Below are 21,250 nucleotides of genomic sequence, written 5' to 3' on the forward strand. Positions count from 1 at the left end.
GTGCTCAGGGTAAGATGAACGTCGCCTCGCTCATTGAGCGGAAAACCCGCTTCGCCGTCCTGTTCCGTAACAACGACCGCAGCACAACGCATCTGATGGACAAGCTAATGACTGTGATGGAACCCCTGCCCCAAACGGCCCGTAAATCGATCACCTTTGATAGAGGTATTGAGTTTAGGAATTGGCGCAAGCTGGAACCTGGAATCGGAACCGAGGCATGGTTCTGTGATCCGCAAGCCCCGTGGCAAAAGGGTTCCGTCGAAAACCTGAACAAGCGTGCGCGGCGCTACTTACCAAGAGATGCGCCTGTGGCCGCGCTCTCAAATCAAGATATGAAGTCGATTTGCGACCGCTTGAACGGCACGCCCAGAAAGTGTCTGGGATGGCGCACACCAACGGAAGCATTCAGGGAAGAACTCATGAAACTAAGATAGCGGTAACCGTCGCAACGACCCTTGAGAATCCACTTAGCTTTACGCCCCGTAGCTCCATTTCGGGACATATCTTTGCCAATCGCACCCATGACCCGCGGCGTAGTCCATACCCACCTTCACCCAGTCGATATCACCTTCACGCTGCTGCGGTGTAGCACCGTTAGAATAGATGACGTCGCGCTGCCTTCTTGGAAGGCGTCAATTGATTGTACCCAGGTATCATTGTCCCAATGCAGCGTCAGATGTCGGCGTTTTGGCTCGTATTCAGCTGTGAACAGCGTGCCAAACCCATCGGCATACCGATCCTGCTTTAGGGGCGCTTGGGTGAATTGCTGCGCAAGACCGGCGGGACCAGGTCCCTCGGATAAGAGACTAATAAGGCGTTTTGACCGCTCAAACGTTCGCGTAAAACCGCCGCGATCGGGGGTACTGCCGTCAGTCTGATGGTTCGTCGCAACAAGACGCGGCTGCACTTTGGCACCTCCGCCCGCGTATAGCTCGACGCTCGCGGCGGCTCCATCGGCATCCGCAACCACTACGTTATAGGGCATATGGGACGGCACCCGCTGCAACACCCGCAGGGCCTCAGGGACTGTTTTACAGGTCTCTAGGACATAGCGCAGGATCGTCGTGATGCCAAAACCACGGCCGGTTTCTTGTCGCCCACCATAGGCCAGCGCGATGCTGAGGCCTGCGTCGTTGATACCGTCAGACAGCCCCCAGAGGAACTCGACCATGCCCATGACGGGGCGGCCGGTCCAGGCACTGTGCAACAGCAACCCTTCGTTTAAGTCTGGCGATAGATCGTAATTACGCACAAGCCGGATGTCGTCCCGCGATGTGGCAACCGCCAGCGAGCAGCCCCCCAGATAGCTAGGAGGGCACCATGTCGACAAAAAACGCGCAGCGCGATCTGATCCTCCAGCCAAATCCTTAAGCTTTGCGTGAACAGGGACTAACTCGGGCATATACTGCTGTAACGCGGCTTCGCAGGCAGTGCGGTCGGGGCCGGTATCGCCGCCACGTGCGGTGAACCACGCCTCGTAGGCAGGCCATGAACGGTCCCAGCGGGCGGCCCACTTTGCTCCCGGGGTGGCTTCGCTGATTGCGTCAAACGTAAGGGAGTGCGTCATATCAAGCGCCCTTCGACGGCAACTCGAGGAAAAACCTTATCATCTCGCGGCTGGCGTTTGGCCCTGTCGGGTCCGTGTACGACCCTGCGCTGTCGCCCCCCGACCACGCATGAGCAAGGCCCGTGATGGACCACTGCTCTCTTACCGCGTGGCCTTTCGGGGCCAAGATCGTGCGACGGGTAAAGCTGCGCCCGTCAGTCTCGCCATCGTCCATCACCTCTGTCCCCGCGGGAGGCGTCTTGGCAATCGCATCTGCATTGGTTGCGTGAACGGTGGTGTCAGCGTCGCCCTGAAAGATGATGGTCGGAATGAAATCGCCCGTGTTAGAGCCTGTTGCCCCCTGCCCCATGGCTGCGAAAGCCGATGGCACATCGCGGGCCGCCTGATAGGGCAGCCCCGAATGCGCCCCGACCGCGTCGAATACATCGGGGTAAGTCTGCCCCAGCACGACGGCCATCGCGGCCCCCGCAGAAAGCCCGGCCACAAAGCTAAGCCCCTTTGGAATGGCATGGTCCCGCTGCACCTGTTGCATCAGCCCTGCAAGGATCACGGGTTCACCCGCGCCGCGCATTTGGTCGCCCGGATCGAACCACTTCCAGCAGTTTTGCATATTCGCGATCCGCGATTGCGCCGGATACACAAGGATAAGCCCGTAGTCATCCGCCAGCTGGTTCATGCCTGTACCCTTGGCAAAATCAACCGGGGACTGCTTGCAGCCGTGGAGCATCATCACCGCCCCTTTCGGCGCTGACCCGTTGAGGTTGGGGACATAAATCCGATACTCTCGGCTGCCCGCGGTACAGCTGAAAGTACCGCTGTCGAATGTCGCACCTTGGGGGAGTTCGGGTTCTGTCGTGTCGCCGCCGGTCAAAGCCGATTGCGCCAATCCAGCGAGTGTGTCGCGCAGGCCGCGGCCAACTTTAGCTCTAGCAAAGGGATTTTTAGCGGTTTTAGTCGCAATACCACCCCCTACGCCGAGCGCATTCTGGATCGCTTCGGTTGCCGCTTTGGGGTTTCCCCCGCGCACAAGTTTCCCGGCACGGCGCATGGCCGCGTTGAAATCATCTGTCATGTCGCATTCCTTTAAAGGATTAAGCCGGTCTTAACTGATCCGGTCGCCGAGTGCTTTTTTGACGTCTGTGCTGGCTTGAAGCGCCCCCAGCACATGAATGGAACCAATCGTGGCGCGTGCGAGTTCCGGTGTGACGTCACGTGCGATACGCGCAAGCCCCACGACTTTGATGTGCAGGACCTCATTCGCGGCTTGCACGGCTTCAAGATCTGCGAGGGTGTAGTCGCGCAGGCCCATCTCCATCGTGTGCCGTTCTATCGACCGTGTGACCGTATCGGACTGGTGGTCCAACTGCTTGCGGATCGCTGTACGGATAAAATCGCTGCGGTTGGAATAGAACCCCTCCTGTACCAGCAGATCGATCCGACCCAGATCAACAAAGCCCAGGTTAATGGTAATTTTCTCGTTTTCGGGCTGTTTGTCTCGTAGCTGCCTGACGTTGTTCATATCGATTCTCCATCCATGTGGATGGTATATGGCATCCGATACGCAGATTGCAATGGGTGCCCGATCTTTCTGGCCGCTTCAATCCAGCAGTTTTACCGCCATGGCTAGATCGTCCCTAAACTGGGCCGTTGCATCGGCTTTGGCTTTAGGATCTGGAAGGCGCAGCAGATAAGACGGGTGTAGGGTTAACAAAATAGGCGTGCCGGATGCGGTTTGTTCGACCGTGCCCCGCCGCGACAAGATACCCGCGCGGCGCCCCGTTAGCCCTTCGGCGGCGGTGGCCCCCATCCCAAGCAGCAATTTGGGACGTACCTGCGCGATCTCTGCGTCCAGCCACCACCGGCAATGCTGAATCTCTGACCCGTTGGGAGATTGGTGCAAGCGCCGCTTACCGCGCGGGGTGAACTTAAAATGCTTTACGGCATTGGTGACAAACGTCTTGTGTCGCTCCAGCCCCGCCTGCCCCGCAATCTTGTCAAACAGCTGCCCCGCCGGACCAACGAAGGGTCGCCCGCTAAGGTCCTCCTGATCGCCGGGCTGCTCCCCTACGACCATCAGGTCAGCGTCCATCGGCCCCTCGCCCGGTACAGCTTGTGTTGCGTTGCAATGCAGGGGGCAACGGGTGCAGGCCGCGATATCTTTGGCCAATGCGTCTTTCGGCCCCTCCCACGCCGATTGATGTGCGGCAAGCTGCGCTTGTACTTGTGCCATGCGCGCAGGTGGCAGCGAGGGTGCGGCCTCTGCCATCGCCCGCGCGCGGGCGGGGGCTTCGGCAATCATCTGGGGAATAAACGCCGCTTCGGGCATGTTCTTCCAGTATTTCTTTGGCATCTCTGACTGCATGGCTTTGACCATCAACCGGGCAGGATTAAAGATATTCTGGAAATAGGTGATCCACAGCTGCTCGCTTGCGTCTTCGGGCAGCGCTGGCTTTTCCTGTCCTTCGCGGAATGACAGCGACCCATTTTCGAACACGGCAGACACATCCGGCGTGAAGATACGCCAATCCATATCGCTGAAACGGCGGACAAAGAAATCGGCGGTAGGCTCTACCGTGTGATACGTGGGCTCGAACCACGCGGCAAAGGACCGCCGCGGCGCGTCTTCGACCCCGATCTCGCGGAAGCGCACGAATGCTTTCATCTTATGTTGGCAGCGATGCACGTTCTTTTCCATCGATCGCAGGCGTGACAAATCGGCGTCGCCGCGGTCCGTCATGAGATGCGGGGCATCTTTCAAACGCCACAAAAATGCATAGAGCCGCGCAAAGCGTTCAGGATCGCTATGCCAGACGACGGTGCTCGCCATCGAAATAAAGCTACGCGGTACAGTGACGTGCCCTGCCGGTCGGACCGGCCGAACCTCACCAAACAGATCGGGTGCAGTGGTGGTATCGCCCCACAGGATCGCTTCGGGCGGGATGCCCGCTGCTAGAAACTGACGCGCCGCATCACGCCACGCCTGCGCCGTGCCAATCGGGGGCATCACTGCGCGGTGCATCAGAACAATGTCAGCTGTTCGGGCGGCGGCGCAAAACGCGCACGCAGGTCAAGGCTGTCGGTCAACCCACCGGGGGACCAGCCGCCCGCTGTGATAAAACTGCGCGCCTTTTTCATCGACGCACCCATGCGGATCAGATCTTCGTAGCGCAGGGCGCGGTGGCAGCGCGTTGACAGGATCCGGTTCACCGTCTTCACCCCGAACCCCGGTACGCGCAGCAGCATTTCGCGAGTGGCACGGTTCACATCCAGCGGAAACACCTCGCGGTGCACCAAAGCCCAGGCCAGTTTTGGATCTACTTCAAGATCAAGGTTCCCGTCCGCCGTGACCGACGTGATTTCGTCCAGTTGGAAATCATAGAAACGCAGCAACCAATCCGCTTGATAGAGCCGATGTTCGCGCTGCAAGGGCGGTCGGATCAGCGGGAGCTTGGACGAACTGTCCGAGATCGGTGAGAAAGCCGAATAATATACGCGCTTGAGTTTATAGCTGGAATAGAGCCGTGTTGACTGGCCCAGAATGGCGGCATCATTTGACCCGTCTGCCCCGATGATCATCTGCGTCGATTGGCCCGCCGGCGCAAACCGTGGGGGGCGTTTACCGGTGTGGGATTTGTCCTTCGACACTTCCTTGCGCAGCCGGAAATCCGCCATCGCCTTGCGGATCTGCTCAGGCTTCTTTTCCGGCGCATATTGTTGAACGGCAGCATCCGTTGGCAGCTCGACATTGATCGACAACCGGTCCGCCAACAGCCCCGCTTCGGCGATCAGCTCGGGGGCCGCATCAGGGATGGTTTTGAGGTGGATATAGCCGCGAAAGTTTTCCTCGTGGCGCAGCTTGCGCGCGATTTGCACCATGTCCGACATGGTGGCGTCCGGCGACCGGATCACGCCCGAGGACAGAAACAGACCTTCGATATAATTGCGGCGATAAAACTCGATGGTCAGTTTGACCACTTCATCGACACTAAACCGCGCCCGCGTCACGTTCGACGAGGCCCGATTGATGCAATAGCTGCAATCATAGATGCAAAAGTTCGTCATCAGGATTTTCAGCAACGAGATACAGCGCCCATCCGGCGCATAGGCGTGACAAATGCCCGACCCCTCGTTCGAGCCAAGCCCCTTACCATCGCGCGAGTCGCGCTTTGTCGACCCCGAAGAGGCACATGACGCATCATATTTTGCCGCGTCGCTGAGGATCGCCAGTTTTTGTTCTACAGTTTGTTTAGCCATACGTTCACTATATGTTCACGTTCGGCCGATGTCACGCCCCTTGATGGGCCCACCCCTGCGCCGCAGTGTCGCGGCGCGCGGGATTCTGCTTATACTTCGCGTTTTAGGTTTCCAACGTGGGATAGAGGCGCCGCAGGGTCTCAACCAGTTTTTCACTGCTGACCGGCTTTTTAACGACGCGGTCTTCTGGCCCGAGAAAGCTGATCTGATCCGCATCATAGGCTGTGATGAACACGAACGGTATGCCACGTTCGCGCAGGATATCGGCCACGGGCTTGGAGGTCTTATTCGGACCGAGGTTCACATCCAGAAACGCGATGTCGATATCGCCCTTACGGGCTTTCTCTTTTGCATCTTCAAGATGGATACTGGGCCCAACAACGTTAAAGCCGATGTCTTCCAAAAGGTCGGTCATCTCGAAGGCGACAACGACCTCATCTTCGACGATGAAAATATTCTGAGGTGTATCTGTCATTGTGGTGCCTGTTCTTCCATTTGTTGCAGCATCGTTAAATGCCATTCGTATCCGCCTGACCCAAAGATCGTGTCGATCTTGCCGCCAGTTTCAGCCTCAAGGGCCCGTCCGGTGATAAAACTGCCAAATCCGGTTTCGCTCGGTTTCTCGGCCGCGGGGCCGCCGCTTTCTACCCAGTGAAGCTCAAGGGTGGAACCCTCAGGGGTATCATGCTGTTCCCAAGTTAGTTTCACTATTCCGTCAGGAACCGACAACGCACCGTATTTCACGGCGTTCGTGGCCAGCTCGTAAAATGCCATCGACAACGACAAGGCCTGACGCGAAGGCAGCTCTGTCGCGGGGCCCGAGGTCTTAATGCGTCCACCGCCAATGGGTTCCAGCACATCGTTGGCCACCTCTTCGATACCGGCGCGGTCCCACGTGGTGCCGACCAGTTTCGAATGCGCCGTGGCATAGGCGTTCAGACGTTGATCGATCGTTTCGCGAATATTGCGGTGAATGCTCATCTTGCGCAGGGATTGGCTGACAATAGACTTCACCACACTAAAGGCGTTCTTCACGCGGTGGTTAAGCTCTGCAATGAGGATGTTCTGCGCCTCGCGCAATCGGCGCTCTTCGTCGATGTCGATCAGGGCGACGGTGGCTCCGATGCGTTCGCCATCACCGTTCAACACCGGCTCGCCGATTATACGTAACCAGAACCGCGTGCCATCGCCCCGCTGGTAATGAACGTCGATTTCAGCGTGATCCTGATTGCCCTCGATGACGCGCGCCAATGGATACTCGTGGCTTTCAACACGCCGCCCATCGGCATGATACGAGATCCATTCACCATAGGACGTGACATCATCGGAAAGAATGACTTTGTGGCCGACCATTTTCTCGACATGGCTGTTGCCATACACGATCTGGCCATCCGCATCCGCCATAACGACCCCGACGGGTACCGTTTCCATCACAGCTTCAAGGAAGTTCAACCGGTTCAATGCGTGCTGCGCCTTCTTCTTTTTGCGCGCGTCCGTGTTAGAATTGTTTGCCGCCAGCTCATCATGCAGATGCAAAAGCTCTGTCGCCATCTTATCGGGGGACTGTGTCGGCATCGTAATTCCTAGATTTTCAAAATACTGCGTGGTTGGAAATAGCCTGTCGGGGGCTGATGTCTAGGGTAACACAGGTGTTTTGCCCCCTAGTCATGGACATCGCCCGACAAGCCCTGCTGAATCAGCGCCGCCACAAGCGCTGCCAAGACCTCTGCCCGGCGCGACGCGACCCGCTGCACCAGCCCCAAACGACGATGGATAGGCGGTGCACCAAAGGGAAACCAATCAAGCGAGGCTGACTCCGCGTCATGCAGCGCGATCTGCGGAATAATCGCGAACCCCAGCCCTGCCCGCACGCAGCCCACTATGGCAGGCATTGTGTTGACCGACACGATCTGGCGCGGCGCAGCCCCAAGGCGGGCGATCTCTGTGTCGATCTGACGCGCCAGCGGCACCTGCGTACGGTACCGGATATAGGGCATATCGCGGATCAGATCATCAATGCTCAACGTCCCTGTCCCCGGCGGCGTCAGCACGATCAGCGGTTCGGTCAGCACGGGTGTCCACCGCAAGCTGCTGGGGACGGCAACGTGATCGGCCACAACGGCAGCATCCAGCTGCCCCGACACAACTTCGCTCATTAACTCCTCAGAGACGCCGACGCGCAGGCGAAAGTTAAGATGCGGAAAGCTGGCGCTCAGAGTTGCAAGAGCTTGTGGCACCAGCGAATTCGCCCCCGTCCGCAACGACCCAAGCGCCACGGTGCCGCGCATTTGCTCGCCTGCGACCGACGCTTTGGTGTCCGACACGATCTGCAGGATTGACTGGGCGGCGCGCACCATCTCGGCACCTTTGGTGGTCAAGGCGGGCGGGCGTCGCGTGCGGTCAAACAGTTGTGTACCGATCTCAGCCTCAAGTGCAGCGATCTGCTGGCTCACGGCAGAGGCGGTCAGGTTCACCGCCTGCGCCGCTGCAGCAAAGCCACCGCGCTGGCTAATGGCCAATAAAGTCTCGAGCTGACGTGTATCCATCCCTTAAGGTAAGCAATGCTAAACATAATGGCAAGAATTACGCGCTTTGTCTGGGTTGCTCTTGTGTTATTCACGAAACTGACACCAAACCCGCGGCGGAAAAACCGCTGCTTCTCTCACAGGGAGTCCTCCTATGACGTTTCGTTCGGGCCTAGCCGCCCTTTTCACCGCTGCGAGCCTACTTGCAGTTCCCGCCACTGCCGAAACCTACCCTGAAAGGGCTGTAGAATTCATCGTACCATGGTCGCCCGGTGGTGGGTCTGACACGCTGATGCGTCTTGTGGCCAACAACGTGCAGCCGTTCCTTGGCGCTGAAATGCCCGTCATCAACATGCCCGGCGTTGGCGGCACCGTTGGTCTGCGCGAGGCGTCGCGCCGCGCAGCGGACGGCTATACCATCAGCCAGGTCCACGAAGGTCTGTTGGTCGCTACCGAAACCGGCATCACCGATCTGGCATGGGATGACTTTGACCCCATCGCGCTGATGACCGCATCACCCCAATATCTGGTGGCCGGTAAATCCGACAACTACAGCAATTTCGAGGAATTCGTGACCTATGCCAAGGCGCATCCCGGCGAAATCTCCATGGGGGTGACACTGGCGGGCGTACCGCACCTGCACGCTGCGATGATCGAACAGGCGTTCGGGCTTGAGTTTAAATACGTCGGCTATGAAGGCACCGGAGAGCGCGTGCGCGCGCTGGTTGGCGGCAACCTTGACGTAGCCATCGGCGACATCAGCTCCTCCAAGCAATTCGTCGACAATGGCGATCTGACATTCCTTGCTGTCGGTGCGACCGAACGTGTGGCCGCCGCCGCAGATGTGCCGACCTTCAAAGAGCTGGGTCAGGACCTCGAACTGAACGTGACCCGCGGCATCGTCATGCCCAAAGGTGCCCCACAAGAGGTACGCGACACACTGGAAGCCGCGCTGAAAGAAATGGCACAAGACCCAACCTATATCGAGCAGACCAACAATGCGGGTGCAGATGTCGGGTTCCGCGGTCAAGAGGACTACCGTGCCTATCTGACCAAACTGGACGAGACAGTGAAATCGCTGTCGTCGGTTCTGGCCCCATGAACGGGCACGACCCCATGAAGTCACAGGAGGCGGGCTTGGTTGCCCGCCTTCTGAGCTATGTCTTCTTGCTGTTGGCTTCGGTCGGGCTGTTCATCTCGGCCAGCGGCATTGCCACCTCGCGCTTTGAAAAACTCGGCGCCGGTGCCTTCCCCAAGATTATCTTTGCCACCATGGCCATCGTTTCAGCCATCGCGATCATCGACGCGCTGCGCCAGATCCCCCGCCGCGCTTACGGTGATTTCGCGGCGCAGGCCGTGGCATGGGCCAAACGCTGCTATCTGGTGTTTGTCTGCCTTGGCGCGCTCACAGCCTATCTGCTGACCATTCCTTTGCTGGGGTTTTCCATCGCCAGCCTGATCTTCCTTTTCGTGCTTCAAGTGATCCTGATGCCACGCACGCCCAAGTCAATCGCCCTCGCCGCTGTGGTGGCTGTGGTGTTTTCCTTCGGGCTGAACTGGCTTTTTGCCGAAGTGTTCACCGTCTTCCTGCCGCGCGGAGTGCTTTGAATGACTGATTTCATGACAGGGGCCGCGCAGATTTTCACGCTGGCCACGCTCGCCTATATGCTGGCGGGGTCCGTCGCGGGCATCGTCGCCGCCGCGATCCCCGGTTTCACCGTGACCATGGCGATTGTGCTGACCTTGCCGCTGACCTTCACGATGGAGCCGTTGCAAGGCATCGCGGTGATGTTGTCGGTCTATGTGGGTGGCTACACCGGCGGGCTGATCTCGGCGGCATTGCTGGGCATCCCCGGCACACCATCGTCTGTCGCCACCACCTTTGACGCTTTCCCCATGGCCCGCAACGGTGAACCAGGGCGCGCGCTTTCCATCGGGGTGTGGGCGTCGTTCTTTGGCACCGTGATCTCGACCATCGTGCTGATCTTTGCTGCACCGCCGCTCGCGCTATTTGCTGTGCGCCTTGGCCCGTGGGAGTATTTCTCGCTTATCGTGTTTGCCCTGACCATCGTGGCCAGCCTCGTGGGCACATCCGCAATGCGCGGCATCTTGGCGGGGCTGATCGGGCTCGCAATCTCTACCGTGGGGACAGACCCGATCATGGGCCGCCCGCGCTTTGATTTTGGCATAGAGATGTTGCAGGCCGGCCTGCCGTTTCTGGTGGTGCTCATCGGCATCTTTGCCATCTCGCAGCTTGTGTCAGAGGTAGAGAATGCCGACAGCGTCCGGTCAGGCAATGCGCTGGTCACAGGGGCTATCGACTTTCAGACATGGACGGTGATGAAAGAAGTGTTGATGCGTCCGGTCAACCTGCTGAGATCGTCAATCATTGGGGTGCTGATCGGTGCCCTGCCCGGCGCGGGGGGGTCCATCGCCAATCTCGTTGCCTATGACCAAGCCAAACGCGGATCGAAGAACAGCGAGAAATTCGGCACTGGTGAACCTGACGGCATCGTCGCCTCCGAAGCAGGCAACTCTGCCACTGCGGGCGGCGGGTTGATCCCGTTGATCGGTCTGGGCATCCCTGGGTCGGCTGTTGATGCGATCCTTATGGCGTCTTTGATGGTGCACGGCATTTCCGTCGGTCCCCGACTGATCCTGGATCACGGCGACCTTGTCTATGGCATGTTCATCGCGATGGTTGTGGCGTCTTTCATGATGCTGATCGTGTCGATCTTTTCCATGCGCCTGTTTCTGCGGGTGACCGAGGTACCCAAATGGCTGATCGTGCCAGTGGTGATGACCTGCTGTGTCGTGGGCACCTTTGCGCTGAACAACCGCGTGACCGACCTCTATCTGCTGATCTTTATCGGCATTACCGGCTATACGCTGCGCGCCCTTGGCTATGCGCTGGCACCCTTGGTGCTGGGGGTCATTCTGGGCCCGATCGCCGAAACCAACCTGCGGCGCGCGCTGATGACGGATGAAGACCCGACACTGTTCTTCACCCGCCCCATCAGCCTGATTTTCCTGATTGCGGCGTTCGTGTCCATTGTCTGGGCCGTCCGCAGTCACCTTAAAAACCGTACATCTACAGAAAGGCCAACCCATGCGCCTACGTCATGATCCCGTCTATCCGTCGCGCCGCTCGCCCGTTCTGGCCGAGAACGTCGTCGCCACATCTCAACCCCTCGCGACCCAAGCCGGCCTGTCTATCCTGCAACAAGGCGGCAACGCCGTAGACGCGGCTATCGCCACTGCCGCTGTGCTGACCATCGTTGAACCTACCGGCTGCGGCCTTGGCTCTGACGCGTTCTGCATCCTGTGGGACGGCAAGCAGCTGCACGGGCTCAATGCCTCTGGCCGCGCGCCGGCGGCTTGGACGCCCGAGTATTTCAAGGATGGCATTCCCGAACATGGCTGGGACGCCGTGACCGTTCCGGGTGCTGTCAGTGCGTGGGTCGAACTGTCCGAGAAATTCGGCAGCCTCGGCCTGTCCACCGTGCTCGCCCCCGCGATCCGCTATGCCGAAGACGGGTTCATCGTGTCGCCTGTCGTGGGCACAGCATGGGCCAAAGGGGCCGCAGTGCTAAAGGACCAACCCGGCTTTGCCGAGACCTTTATGCCCGATGGCCGTGCGCCCAAACCCGGCGAACGCTTTCGCAACCCCGGCGCCGCGCGCACCCTACGGGCGATCGCAGAAACCAAAGGCCGCGCGTTCTATGAGGGCGAGATCGCGCAAGAGATCGCTGCTTTTGCAAAGGCCAATGGCGGGGCGATGACGGTTGACGATCTTGCCGCGCATTACAACGACTGGTGCGGCACCATCAGCCAAAGCTTTGACGACGTCGAACTGCACGAGATCCCGCCAAACGGTCAGGGCATCGCCGCGCTGATGGCGCTTGGCATATTGCAACATACAGACATTCGCGACCACGGCCCCGACGATCTGGCCGCTGTGCATTTGCAAATCGAAGCGGTCAAGCTCGCCTATGCCGATATGCACGCCTATGTCGCCGACCGCGATCACATGACAGATGTGGACGAGAGCGCATTGCTTGACCCCGCTTACCTCGAATCCCGCGCGGCGCTGATTGATGCGAACCATGCACAAAACTTTGGCACCGGCGCCCCTAAGCAAGGCGGGACCGTTTTGCTCAACGTGGGCGATGCGTCGGGCATGATGGTCAGCTTTATCCAGTCGAACTATGCGGGCTTCGGCTCTGGTGTGGTTGTGCCGGGCACGGGCGTATCGATGCAGAACCGGGGCTTTGGCTTCACAACGCAAGAAGGCCATCAAAATCAGGTCGCGCCGGGCAAACGCCCCTTCCACACGATTATTCCGGGCTTTGCGATGAAGAACGGCGCACCGCTGATGGCCTTTGGCATGATGGGCGGCCCAATTCAGGCGCAAGGGCATATGCAACTATTGCTGCGCACGCAGCTGTGGGATCAAGACCCCCAGACCGCCGCCGACGCCCCTCGCTGGCGCGCGATCAAGGGGCTGGCAGTGGCCTGCGAGCCGTCGATGTCTGCTGATTTGTTGGACGGGCTCAAGGCGCTTGGCCATGCGATCCAGATCGAGGCACCGGATAATGCATTCGGCTTTGGCGGCGCTCAACTGGTGCAGCGCACTGACAACGGTGGCTATGCCGCTGGCTCTGATCCGCGCAAGGATGGGCAGGCCGCAGGGTTCTAAGCACGCTTAAAAGCAGAACGAGCGGAGGAAGCTTTTCTTCCGCTCGCTCTTTACGGGCGGGCAGCGCCCCTATACCGATTTCTGCGACAAGGCGGGTTTTCTCATGAATTATATCAAACGTATCGGTATCGATGCCTATATGCTTTTGCTGCTGGCCACTGTGATCGCGGGCATAGTGCTGCCTGCCACTGGCCTTGCCGCCGAAGGGCTGCGCGGGGTGACGTTCTGGGCGGTCTCGCTGCTGTTCTTTTTGTACGGGGCCAAGCTTGATCCCAGTGCGGTGAAGGCGGGCATCACAAACTGGCGGCTTCAAGGCATGACCTTTGGCGCGACCTATATTTTGTTTCCGTTGATCGGACTGGTCCTTGCCACGCTGTTCAGCCCGATACTGGGCGCGACTGTGACCATGGGGCTGCTGTTTCTGTCGGTTCTGCCGTCTACCGTGCAATCATCCATCGCCTTTACCTCTATCGCAGGGGGCAATGTGCCGGCGGCGATTTGCGCGGCCTCAGTCTCTAACATCATCGGGGTTATTCTGACGCCGGTGTTGGTGACCCTTCTGCTACAACAAGGCGACGGCGGCGTCAGCCTTGATGCAATCGGCAAGATCGGCGTGCAGATTTTGCTGCCCTTTGTCGTCGGCCAGCTTATGCGTCCGCTGGTTGGCGGGTTTGTGCAACGCCACAAGCTGCTGACCATGATAGTCGACCGTGGGTCGATCATGTTGATCATCTATTCGGCCTTCAGCGCAGGCACGGTGTCTGGGCTTTGGTCCGCCATTCCCTTGACGACCCTTGTGCTGCTGTTTGCTGTGGTCTGGTTGTTTCTGGCCGTGGGTATGTGGTCGATGATCGCGCTTGGCAAAGCGACGGGGATGCCGGATCCTGACCGCGCGGTGCTGTTCTACTGCGGATCGACCAAAAGCCTTGCCAGCGGCTTGCCCATTGCCACGGCGCTGTTTGCGCCCGATCTGGTCGGGGCCATTGTTCTGCCGCTGATGATCTACCACATCTCGCAGCTTCTGGTCTGTGCCTTTGTCTCGCAGCGGGCGTCCCGCCGCGCCGGTGCCGCGCCGAGCTAAGTTACCCATGGGTATCTTTTCCGCCAGTTCCCCGCCCCCGCGCGGGCGGGTCTTTGCCGGTTTGTCATGAGCCGCCTAAGCCATAGCAGGAACACGCAAATTTCCGCCGAGGTTTGACGGGGCGGCGGCGTGCATCGTCAGGTGATTAGCGTTACGCCAACGTGAAAAGGCAGCAGGCTGCCCGCCCGACAAGAAGGACCCTCCCATGGCAGGTAAAACCAAAAGAAGCTGGATTGGTCGCACCATTCTGGCCGCGATCATGCCCATGGTCGCACAGGCGCAAACCGTACAGGACGGCTTGGCCGCGTTCGAACAGGGCAATTATGCCCACGCGCTAGAGCTTTTGCTGCCACTTGCCGAAAAGGGGGATGCTGAGGCGCAGTGTCAGATGGGCCGGCTGTACTATCGCGGCGGCGACGGCATCCCGCAAAATTTCAACAAATCGATCGAATGGGCTGAAAAATCCGCCGAGCAGAATAATCCCTGCGGTCTGAATTCATTGGGGGTCTCCTACCGCTTTGGTCACGGCGTCGATGCCGATGCTAATACCGCCTTTGACTATTTCACCCGCGCTGCGGCACAGGGCTTCGACAAGGCGCAATTCAGTCTGGGCAATATGCACGAGTTGGGCGAAGGCACGGTGCAAAGTGATGCAGAGGCCCGCGCCTGGTACCGAAAAGCGGCAGACCAGGGATATGCCATGGGCCAGTACCGCTTGGCGGTCCTGCTGCTAGAAGGTCGTGGCGGTGCCGCGGCGCCCAAAGAAGCGCAGCAGCTATTGCGCGCCGCGGCAGCACAGGAACTGGCAGAGGCGCAGTATTCCTTAGGGTGGTTGTCCCATCACGGCATCGGAGTGAAACAGGACTATGGCGAGGCGCTTGAATGGTATCGCCTCGCGGCAGAGCAGGGATACCCTGCAGCCCAGATCAATCTGGGCAACCTCTATGCCGACGGGCTTGGCACCTCGCAGGATGATGAAAAAGCCGTTGGCTGGTACTACGAGGCCGCGCGAAACGGAGTGCCTGCAGCGCAGGTGAACATGGGCAAGCATTATGCCTTGGGGCGCGGTGTACAGCAGGATTTTGACGAGGCAATGGTCTGGTACCAGCAGGCCGCGGAATACGGCGAACCCGTCGCCTATCTGAATGTCGGTTTGCTGTATGAGAACGGACAGGGGCGCCCCGCCGATCCGGCAGAGGCCGCCCGCTGGTACCACGCCGCCGCCGAACGCAGAGAGCCAAGATCGCTCGCAAAACTCGCGCATTTTTATGCCGATGGCATAAGCGTCAAGCGAGACCCTGTAGCGGCTTGGGCCCTACAGCATACTGCGATGGCCTATGCCGCAGATGGAGAGCTCGATGCGCCCGAAGAACGCCTGATGCAAATGGGCCAACAACTGGCACCCCAGCAAAAGGGCGAGGCAAAGGCACTGGCACAAAGCTGGCAAAACGGGCAAGAGCTGGTCTTGCCCTAGGTCAAATCGCCGCGTGGCACATGGATGTTTGCCAGTTGGGTGGACTGCTGTTCTGGCTATTTTGCACGCGCAAATACCAAGGAGAAGCACGTTCCGCTCGCGCGCCCTGAAGGCTGACGTTCCGCCCGCGCGGGTAACTTTAGGTAGTATGTGGTATTGTTTCCCTGCTAGAAACAGCGATGTGGCAGCCGCCACCGTTGCACCGGCAAGGAGACGACAATGAGTTCACCCAATATGCCCGCACAGGATAGTATGACGCTTGTGCAACCGATCCCGGTTCAAGCGGATTTGGCCACCGCCGATGTCGGTTTGATCGACTTCGCCAAAAAGGCCGGCAAAAACATCTTTTCTGTGATCCCCGACGCGACCCGAACGCAAAGCTATCTGAAGGGTCCCGCCAGAATCCATTATGTCTGCGACCCCGAAATGGTAACCGAACTGCTGGCCGGAGCCGGGCGCCGGTTTCCCAAGGCTGCATTTACCCATAATGTGATCGGCCCGGTGGTCGGCAACGGCATGATCCTGTCGGAGGGCGAGAAGTGGCGCAGCCAGCGTCATCGGTATGCACCCCTTTTTGCGGCGCGCAACCTGCCTGTACTGACCCGCCACTTTGCCCAGACCGGCGACGAGCTGGCGGCGTTTTTTGCGCGGGCGCAGGGCGAGGTCGATGTGTCGGATGCCGCGCAAGAGGCGACGCTGACCAATATCTCGCGCGTGATGTTTTCGGGCAACGAGGCAGTGTCGAAAGAGGATGTCCGCTTGGGGATGCGACGGTTTACCGATTACATCAGCTATATGTCGCTGTTTGATCTGATGGGACTGCCAAAATGGATGCCCCGCTTGAAATGGCTGCGCAGCAAGAAAGCGATCCGTGATCTACGACAGCTGACCCATGACGTGATCACCAACCGCCGCGCCGCGCGCCATGCCGAGGCGGTCGATTTTCTTGATCTGTTGATCGAGGCGCTCCAGACTGACAAGGAAGACATCGAAACCACCGTCGATAACCTGCTGACCTTCGTCGCGGCGGGCTATGAAACCTCGGCCAATACGGTTGCTTGGGGGCTGTATCTACTGGCGATGCATCCGCAGGTGCAAGCGGATCTGCGCGCCGAGGTGATTGAGGTGTGCGGTGCGGGCCCAATCGGGTTTGCTGACCTGCCCAAGATGCCGAAACTACACGCTCATGTGCGCGAAACCCTGCGGATGTATCCCGCCGGTGCCCTATTCGCCCGTGATGCGTCAGAGGAGGTTACGATAAAGGATGTGACCTTTAAGAAAGGCGATGTGATCATGTTTCCGGTCTATGCGCTGCACCGGAATGAACTGCTGTGGGAGAACGCGGCGCTGTATCAGCACGACCGATTTTTGAACCGCAAATACCCGCGTGGCCAGTATATTCCCTTTGGCGACGGGCCACGTATCTGTATCGGTGCGCAATACGCCGAGACCGAGATTATGGTGCTGCTTGCCTCGGCCCTGCGAGGGGCGTCGTTCGAACTGACGGAACACCCTGTCGCACCGCCGAACCTAACCTTTACCATGCGCCCTGACGGGCCGCTGATGCTGCGCGCCGTGCCAGTGGGTCAGGCCGCGTCGGAATAGCTTTGGGGCTTGGTGCCATCGGCCGCATCCGCCGCCTTGAGCGACACGTTGAAGGTCGTGCCGTAGCCAAGTTTGCTTGTGTAGGCGATGCTGCCACTGTGAGCATCGACGATACGCTTTGATATCGACAGCCCCAAACCGGTGCCTTGGAACTTGCGCTGATCGCTGGAGTCAAGCTGGCCGAACTCTTCGAAAATAACGCTTTCGCTGCCTTCGGGAATCCCGATGCCCTGATCGGCAACAGAGATGACCAGATTTTCGCCGTCCCGCCCTAGCCCGACAGAAATGGTTCCGCCCGCCTGAGAGAATTTGGCAGCGTTGGACAGAAGGTTGACGACGACTTGATCCAGTCGCTTCCGGTCCCCACGGACGATGGGGTTTTCGGTTTTTACATCGATTTTGACAGCCACACCAAAACGGCTGGCATAGGGTTGGAACGAATGAGCCGCTGTGTTCACCACTTCTGCCAAATCCACATTGCCAAGATCGAGCGAGAATTTTCCGACATCGGCAGATTGCAACAGCAGCAAATCCCCGACCAGTTCGCCCAGACGATGCGCGTTGCGTGTGGCGATATCGAGAAGCCGCGACATTTTGTCCGGCACCTCCCCCGCAGAACCCGCATTAATCAGATCAAGCGCCCCTCGGATCGACGTTAGAGGCGTGCGTAATTCATGGCTGACTGTTGACAGGAAACGGGTCTTGGCTTCGCTTGCTGCAAGGGCATTCTTGGCTTCTATCTGAAGCGCCAGACGGTTCTTCATCAAGGCGGAATACCCCTTAATGAAGGTCCGCGCGAGTTCGAGCACGAAGCCCAAGACAAAGAGCGCGGTAAAGAGGTTCAACCAAATCTCAGAGTCCAGTGAGGGTCGGGCAATCACCACATCGCGGATCGGGATGTAAAGGATCGCCCCGATGTAAATCGCCAGGCGAAACCCCAGCACGTAGAGAAACTGATGGTTGTTCATCGCCGCAAATATAGAGGCGGAAATCAACAGGAAAAGCGGCAGAAAATGGCTATTTCCCACGCCCTGCTGGATCGCAATCGCGATGCAGAACAACGATATGGTCGTCGCGCTAAGCGCCGTGGTCATATAGATATGGAACAGTGACTTGCGGATCTTGAGCGTCTTGGAACGGGTGTTGCGCAGGATAGAACGCAGCACAAGAATATCATATACTTCACAGATGCCGATGGCGGCGAAAAAGAACAGCGCCACATAGAGATCGTAATAATACCCTGCCAGTCCGATCGCGACGGTGTAGATGATCGCGCGCTGCGCAAAGGCACGGCTGCCGACAAGCGCATAGTCCCGCAGCCGGCTTAACACCGGGCGGGTCTGGGGCAAGTTAACATTGTCGATTGCTTGCATGTTGCGCTTTCTCCGTCTGCTTGGCGCACTGTAAGGCGCCAAACGAATCTATTTCTATATCACAATGATACACCTCAACTATTAGTGGAAAATTTGTTGCGATTAAGGCAGAACCGTGACTGTATGCATTTAGTTAACTTTTTCGTGATTTCAGTGGGCTCGGGGCAATATCAATGGGAATCCAGAACGCATATTCACATCGAAACGCAGAGACGCTTGAGCCTTTGGTGCAACCCGCTCTCACGTCGCGACCTGTCGAAGATAGCGTGCCTTCCTACGCGACACGCCTAGAGGAAACTGTGGTGCATATTGGCAACCAGTACCGCTATGGCCAGCTGTATTCAGATTTTCTGAAAGCCCGTAAATCGGTATTCATTGACCAAAAAGAATGGGATCTGCCCCATACCGAAGGGATGGAATTCGACCAGTACGACACACCACAAAGCCGGTCTGTCGTCATTCATGAATACGGGCGCGTGCTGGCGGGTGTCCGGTTGTTGCCGACCACGGCGCAGTGCGGGTGCTACACCTATATGCTCAAGGATGCGCAGCGCGGGATGCTGCAGGATATTCCTGAATATGTGCTTTACGAAGAGGCCCCCGTGATGCCCCATGTCTGGGAAGCAACGCGCCTGTTTTTGTCAAAGAACGAGCCCGCGCACCGGCGGCTGGCGATCCAGACCAAGCTGATCAAGGCCATGGCCCGTGCGGCCACCCAACAAGGCGCGACCCATGTGATCGGAATTGTCCCCGCGGTGTTCCAGCGCTGGATGAACCGTCTGGGCATGAGCGCCCTGCCAATGGGGCCCAAGCTAAACATCAGCGGCGACAACACGCAGGCCGCGATCATGCATGTGGCCAATTACGCCAGCGCGGCCCCATCCGACGCACGGTAGGCGATCAAGATAGTGTCGACCACGCGTGCGACGTGCTGGTCGATGTCTTTGTACGGACGGGTCGTCAGCCCCAGTTGTGCGCGGACCGTCCCAAAGCCTTTCAACAGCGAAATAAGATCTTCGGCCACATCCGCCGGATCAAAATCATCCCGCAGTTCGCCGGTTTCTTGCCCCTGTGCCAGCAGGCCGGAAACGGCCGTGCAGACTGCCTCGAAGGCGGCGGTATAAAAAATCCGTCCTACCTGTGGATAGTCCCGCGCAACTTCGTGAATCAGACAGGTAAATTTAACCGAATCCTGCTCGCTCAGGAAACTCAGGAACTTACGTCCGAACGATGTCAGCGCGGTACGCAAATCGGGATGACTGGAAATATCGCCCAACACCTCGGCGCGGAACACGTCTGCCTCCGCCTCAAGCACATGCTGCAAAATATCCGACATATTGTCGAAATAGCGATAGATCGTCGCCTTGGACACGGATGCTTCACGCGCCAGAAGGTCCGTCGTGACCTTGTCAAAGCCGTTGACAAAGAACAGGGCGCGGGCCGTCGACAATATCCGTGACTTTGATGCATTTTCATTCATCCCCCTGAACTAGGGCGTGTATCGGCGAAATAAAAGTGCTGAAGGGCATCTAAGAGGGGTTGAACTGTGCGTCACTGAGCGTAAGTACCGCTCAGTACTCAAAAGGCCATTAAAATGAAGCAGCTAATTTCCGTTCTATTATGCGCGACCCTTGCGACGCCGCTTATTGCCCAAAGCGCTGACGACCTTACACCCTCGGGCATACAGGCCCCCATTCGGTCGGTCAAACTGATAGAAGCAGGCGGGGCCGCAGCGCAGGTAAAGCGGGTCTTCTTTGGGCAGATCGCTGCGCGAGAGACGGTCGATCTGTCTTTCGAAGTCGGTGGCCGTATGGTGATGTTCGACGCACAAGAGGGGCAGTTTTTGCAAGAAGGCGCGCAGATCGCAGCACTGGATGCCGCGCCGTTTGAACGTGCCGTCCAACGCGCCGAAGTACAACTGACCCAAGCGGAACGGGATTTTGAGCGGTCGCAAACCTTGGCCAAAAGCAATGCAGTCTCCACCGCGCAGGCGCAGGATACGCAAACCGCCCGTGATCTGGCGCGGATCGCGTTGACCGAAGCCCGCGAGGCGTTGGACCACGCGACGCTAATTGCCCCTTTCCGTGCATTGGTGGCGTCGCGGCTGACGCCCAATTACGCCAACATCGCCCCCGGTCAGGCCATCGTGCGCCTGCATGATATGTCGGAAGTGCGGGTGGAAATCGATGTCCCCGAACAGATGTTCCAGATGTATTCAAACGCCGCCGGCATCGAATTCACCGGCACGTCGCCGGTGTTCTCCGGCGGTGTCCCTCTTGAACTGCGCGAGTTCAACGCCGAAACCCAAAGCATCGGGCAAAGCTACCGCGTGACACTGGCGCTGCCTGCCGACCGCGTCACCCCCAAGCTGATCCCCGGGGCCTCAATGAGCGTGACCGCGCGCGTCGCTGCGGGCGACGATACGGCAACCACCCTCCCCCCTTCTGCCGTGATGATGGCGGAGGATCAGGCGCGTGTCATGGTCTATACCCCCGATAAAAGCGGCAAGCAGGGGCAGGTAGCTTGGGTCCCGGTCGAAGTCTCGTCCAGCACGGGAACAGATATCGTCGCCACGGGACTTGAGCCGGGCACATTGGTCGTAGGTGCTGGCACACAGCTGCTGCGCGAGGGCGACACCGTGCGCCCCTTCAACGGGTTGAGCATCGAGTAAA

The 21,250-nt window shown here is 58.7% G+C and carries 20 protein-coding genes; 10 read left to right on the forward strand and 10 right to left on the reverse strand.

Annotation, left to right across the window (positions count from 1 at the left end; all coding sequences use genetic code 11):
• A partial coding sequence (locus BLQ98_RS14200; RefSeq protein ID WP_141135342.1) for an IS30 family transposase occupies nucleotides 1–434 on the forward strand: 434 nt, incomplete at its 5' end.
• Between the two features lie 116 nt (nucleotides 435–550).
• Here BLQ98_RS14200 and BLQ98_RS14205 read toward each other — a convergent pair.
• The 8 genes from BLQ98_RS14205 to BLQ98_RS14240 form a co-directional block, all read right to left on the reverse strand.
• Nucleotides 551–1,567: a C45 family peptidase gene (locus BLQ98_RS14205; protein WP_244148439.1), complete on the reverse strand. Its 1,017-nt coding sequence runs from the start codon at nucleotides 1,565–1,567 to the stop codon at nucleotides 551–553.
• A gap of 1 nt (nucleotide 1,568) precedes the next feature.
• A complete protein-coding gene (locus BLQ98_RS14210; RefSeq protein WP_093733965.1) occupies nucleotides 1,569–2,639 on the reverse strand; it encodes an extracellular catalytic domain type 1 short-chain-length polyhydroxyalkanoate depolymerase in 1,071 nt (356 codons plus the stop codon).
• Between the two features lie 30 nt (nucleotides 2,640–2,669).
• Nucleotides 2,670–3,086, reverse strand: coding sequence for a CopG family transcriptional regulator (locus BLQ98_RS14215; RefSeq protein ID WP_093733966.1), 417 nt, complete (start codon nucleotides 3,084–3,086; stop codon nucleotides 2,670–2,672).
• 78 nt (nucleotides 3,087–3,164) lie between these two features.
• On the reverse strand, nucleotides 3,165–4,586 hold the full coding sequence (locus tag BLQ98_RS14220; protein ID WP_093733967.1) for a UdgX family uracil-DNA binding protein: 1,422 nt from the start codon (nucleotides 4,584–4,586) through the stop codon (nucleotides 3,165–3,167).
• Nucleotides 4,586–5,821, reverse strand: a complete 1,236-nt coding sequence (locus BLQ98_RS14225) for a putative DNA modification/repair radical SAM protein (RefSeq protein ID WP_093733968.1) — start codon at nucleotides 5,819–5,821, stop codon at nucleotides 4,586–4,588. The genes BLQ98_RS14220 and BLQ98_RS14225 overlap by 1 nt, the downstream gene beginning before the upstream one ends.
• Before the next feature lie 103 nt (nucleotides 5,822–5,924).
• Complete coding sequence (locus BLQ98_RS14230; protein WP_093733969.1) at nucleotides 5,925–6,296, reverse strand: response regulator; 372 nt, start codon at nucleotides 6,294–6,296, stop codon at nucleotides 5,925–5,927.
• Entirely contained in the window at nucleotides 6,293–7,396 is a 1,104-nt protein-coding gene (locus BLQ98_RS14235; RefSeq protein WP_093733970.1) for an HWE histidine kinase domain-containing protein, read from the reverse strand. Before BLQ98_RS14235 ends, BLQ98_RS14230 begins: the two co-directional genes overlap by 4 nt.
• 86 nt (nucleotides 7,397–7,482) lie before the next feature.
• Nucleotides 7,483–8,367: a LysR family transcriptional regulator gene (locus BLQ98_RS14240; protein ID WP_093733971.1), complete on the reverse strand. Its 885-nt coding sequence runs from the start codon at nucleotides 8,365–8,367 to the stop codon at nucleotides 7,483–7,485.
• 133 nt (nucleotides 8,368–8,500) lie between these two features.
• On the opposite strand from BLQ98_RS14240, the gene BLQ98_RS14245 reads away from it, so the two are divergent.
• The 7 genes from BLQ98_RS14245 (at nucleotide 8,501) to BLQ98_RS14275 (ending at nucleotide 17,205) form a co-directional block, all read left to right on the forward strand.
• Nucleotides 8,501–9,448, forward strand: a complete 948-nt coding sequence (locus BLQ98_RS14245; RefSeq protein ID WP_093733972.1) for a Bug family tripartite tricarboxylate transporter substrate binding protein — start codon at nucleotides 8,501–8,503, stop codon at nucleotides 9,446–9,448.
• A 14-nt stretch (nucleotides 9,449–9,462) separates the two neighbouring features.
• Complete coding sequence (locus BLQ98_RS14250) at nucleotides 9,463–9,954, forward strand: tripartite tricarboxylate transporter TctB family protein (protein WP_237273139.1); 492 nt, start codon at nucleotides 9,463–9,465, stop codon at nucleotides 9,952–9,954.
• Nucleotides 9,955–11,472: a tripartite tricarboxylate transporter permease gene (locus tag BLQ98_RS14255; protein ID WP_093733974.1), complete on the forward strand. Its 1,518-nt coding sequence runs from the start codon at nucleotides 9,955–9,957 to the stop codon at nucleotides 11,470–11,472.
• Entirely contained in the window at nucleotides 11,456–13,045 is a 1,590-nt protein-coding gene (locus tag BLQ98_RS14260; RefSeq protein ID WP_093733975.1) for a gamma-glutamyltransferase family protein, read from the forward strand. The genes BLQ98_RS14255 and BLQ98_RS14260 overlap by 17 nt, the downstream gene beginning before the upstream one ends.
• 103 nt (nucleotides 13,046–13,148) lie before the next feature.
• On the forward strand, nucleotides 13,149–14,126 hold the full coding sequence (locus tag BLQ98_RS14265; protein ID WP_093733976.1) for a bile acid:sodium symporter family protein: 978 nt from the start codon (nucleotides 13,149–13,151) through the stop codon (nucleotides 14,124–14,126).
• A 205-nt stretch (nucleotides 14,127–14,331) separates the two neighbouring features.
• Nucleotides 14,332–15,600 carry a tetratricopeptide repeat protein gene (locus BLQ98_RS14270; protein WP_093733977.1) on the forward strand — a complete coding sequence of 423 codons (1,269 nt, stop codon included), beginning with the start codon at nucleotides 14,332–14,334 and terminating at the stop codon, nucleotides 15,598–15,600.
• Nucleotides 15,601–15,819: 219 nt separating this feature from the next.
• On the forward strand, nucleotides 15,820–17,205 hold the full coding sequence (locus BLQ98_RS14275; protein WP_093733978.1) for a cytochrome P450: 1,386 nt from the start codon (nucleotides 15,820–15,822) through the stop codon (nucleotides 17,203–17,205).
• On the opposite strand, the gene BLQ98_RS14280 is transcribed toward BLQ98_RS14275, so the two are convergent.
• Nucleotides 17,187–18,578 carry a sensor histidine kinase gene (locus BLQ98_RS14280; RefSeq protein WP_093733979.1) on the reverse strand — a complete coding sequence of 464 codons (1,392 nt, stop codon included), beginning with the start codon at nucleotides 18,576–18,578 and terminating at the stop codon, nucleotides 17,187–17,189. The genes BLQ98_RS14275 and BLQ98_RS14280 overlap by 19 nt on opposite strands.
• A 173-nt stretch (nucleotides 18,579–18,751) precedes the next feature.
• Here BLQ98_RS14280 and BLQ98_RS14285 point away from each other — a divergent pair, with 173 nt between their 5' ends.
• Nucleotides 18,752–19,474, forward strand: a complete 723-nt coding sequence (locus tag BLQ98_RS14285; protein ID WP_093733980.1) for an acyl-homoserine-lactone synthase — start codon at nucleotides 18,752–18,754, stop codon at nucleotides 19,472–19,474.
• Here BLQ98_RS14285 and BLQ98_RS14290 read toward each other — a convergent pair.
• Complete coding sequence (locus BLQ98_RS14290) at nucleotides 19,441–20,028, reverse strand: TetR/AcrR family transcriptional regulator (protein WP_244148440.1); 588 nt, start codon at nucleotides 20,026–20,028, stop codon at nucleotides 19,441–19,443. The two genes, BLQ98_RS14285 and BLQ98_RS14290, sit on opposite strands and share 34 nt — an antisense overlap.
• A 144-nt stretch (nucleotides 20,029–20,172) precedes the next feature.
• On the opposite strand from BLQ98_RS14290, the gene BLQ98_RS14295 reads away from it, so the two are divergent.
• Entirely contained in the window at nucleotides 20,173–21,249 is a 1,077-nt protein-coding gene (locus BLQ98_RS14295) for an efflux RND transporter periplasmic adaptor subunit (protein ID WP_093733982.1), read from the forward strand.
• Nucleotide 21,250 lies beyond the last annotated feature (1 nt).

It is taken from the genome of Sulfitobacter litoralis, from assembly GCF_900103185.1.
Taxonomy (GTDB): Bacteria; Pseudomonadota; Alphaproteobacteria; order Rhodobacterales; family Rhodobacteraceae; genus Sulfitobacter; species Sulfitobacter litoralis.

Excerpts from the sequence above, each read along its gene's own strand:
- BLQ98_RS14275 (WP_093733978.1), top strand. The coding sequence starts at position 15,820 with ATGAGTTCACCCAATATGCCCGCACAGGATAGTATGACGCTTGTGCAA.
- BLQ98_RS14215 (WP_093733966.1), bottom strand. The coding sequence starts at position 3,086 with ATGAACAACGTCAGGCAGCTACGAGACAAACAGCCCGAAAACGAGAAA.
- BLQ98_RS14280 (WP_093733979.1), bottom strand. The coding sequence starts at position 18,578 with ATGCAAGCAATCGACAATGTTAACTTGCCCCAGACCCGCCCGGTGTTA.
- BLQ98_RS14260 (WP_093733975.1), top strand. The coding sequence starts at position 11,456 with ATGCGCCTACGTCATGATCCCGTCTATCCGTCGCGCCGCTCGCCCGTT.
- BLQ98_RS14245 (WP_093733972.1), top strand. The coding sequence starts at position 8,501 with ATGACGTTTCGTTCGGGCCTAGCCGCCCTTTTCACCGCTGCGAGCCTA.
- BLQ98_RS14210 (WP_093733965.1), bottom strand. The coding sequence starts at position 2,639 with ATGACAGATGATTTCAACGCGGCCATGCGCCGTGCCGGGAAACTTGTG.
- BLQ98_RS14230 (WP_093733969.1), bottom strand. The coding sequence starts at position 6,296 with ATGACAGATACACCTCAGAATATTTTCATCGTCGAAGATGAGGTCGTT.
- BLQ98_RS14225 (WP_093733968.1), bottom strand. The coding sequence starts at position 5,821 with ATGGCTAAACAAACTGTAGAACAAAAACTGGCGATCCTCAGCGACGCG.
- BLQ98_RS14295 (WP_093733982.1), top strand. The coding sequence starts at position 20,173 with ATGAAGCAGCTAATTTCCGTTCTATTATGCGCGACCCTTGCGACGCCG.
- BLQ98_RS14220 (WP_093733967.1), bottom strand. The coding sequence starts at position 4,586 with ATGCACCGCGCAGTGATGCCCCCGATTGGCACGGCGCAGGCGTGGCGT.
- BLQ98_RS14205 (WP_244148439.1), bottom strand. The coding sequence starts at position 1,567 with ATGACGCACTCCCTTACGTTTGACGCAATCAGCGAAGCCACCCCGGGA.
- BLQ98_RS14240 (WP_093733971.1), bottom strand. The coding sequence starts at position 8,367 with ATGGATACACGTCAGCTCGAGACTTTATTGGCCATTAGCCAGCGCGGT.
- BLQ98_RS14255 (WP_093733974.1), top strand. The coding sequence starts at position 9,955 with ATGACTGATTTCATGACAGGGGCCGCGCAGATTTTCACGCTGGCCACG.
- BLQ98_RS14265 (WP_093733976.1), top strand. The coding sequence starts at position 13,149 with ATGAATTATATCAAACGTATCGGTATCGATGCCTATATGCTTTTGCTG.
- BLQ98_RS14250 (WP_237273139.1), top strand. The coding sequence starts at position 9,463 with ATGAAGTCACAGGAGGCGGGCTTGGTTGCCCGCCTTCTGAGCTATGTC.
- BLQ98_RS14270 (WP_093733977.1), top strand. The coding sequence starts at position 14,332 with ATGGCAGGTAAAACCAAAAGAAGCTGGATTGGTCGCACCATTCTGGCC.
- BLQ98_RS14235 (WP_093733970.1), bottom strand. The coding sequence starts at position 7,396 with ATGCCGACACAGTCCCCCGATAAGATGGCGACAGAGCTTTTGCATCTG.
- BLQ98_RS14285 (WP_093733980.1), top strand. The coding sequence starts at position 18,752 with ATGGGAATCCAGAACGCATATTCACATCGAAACGCAGAGACGCTTGAG.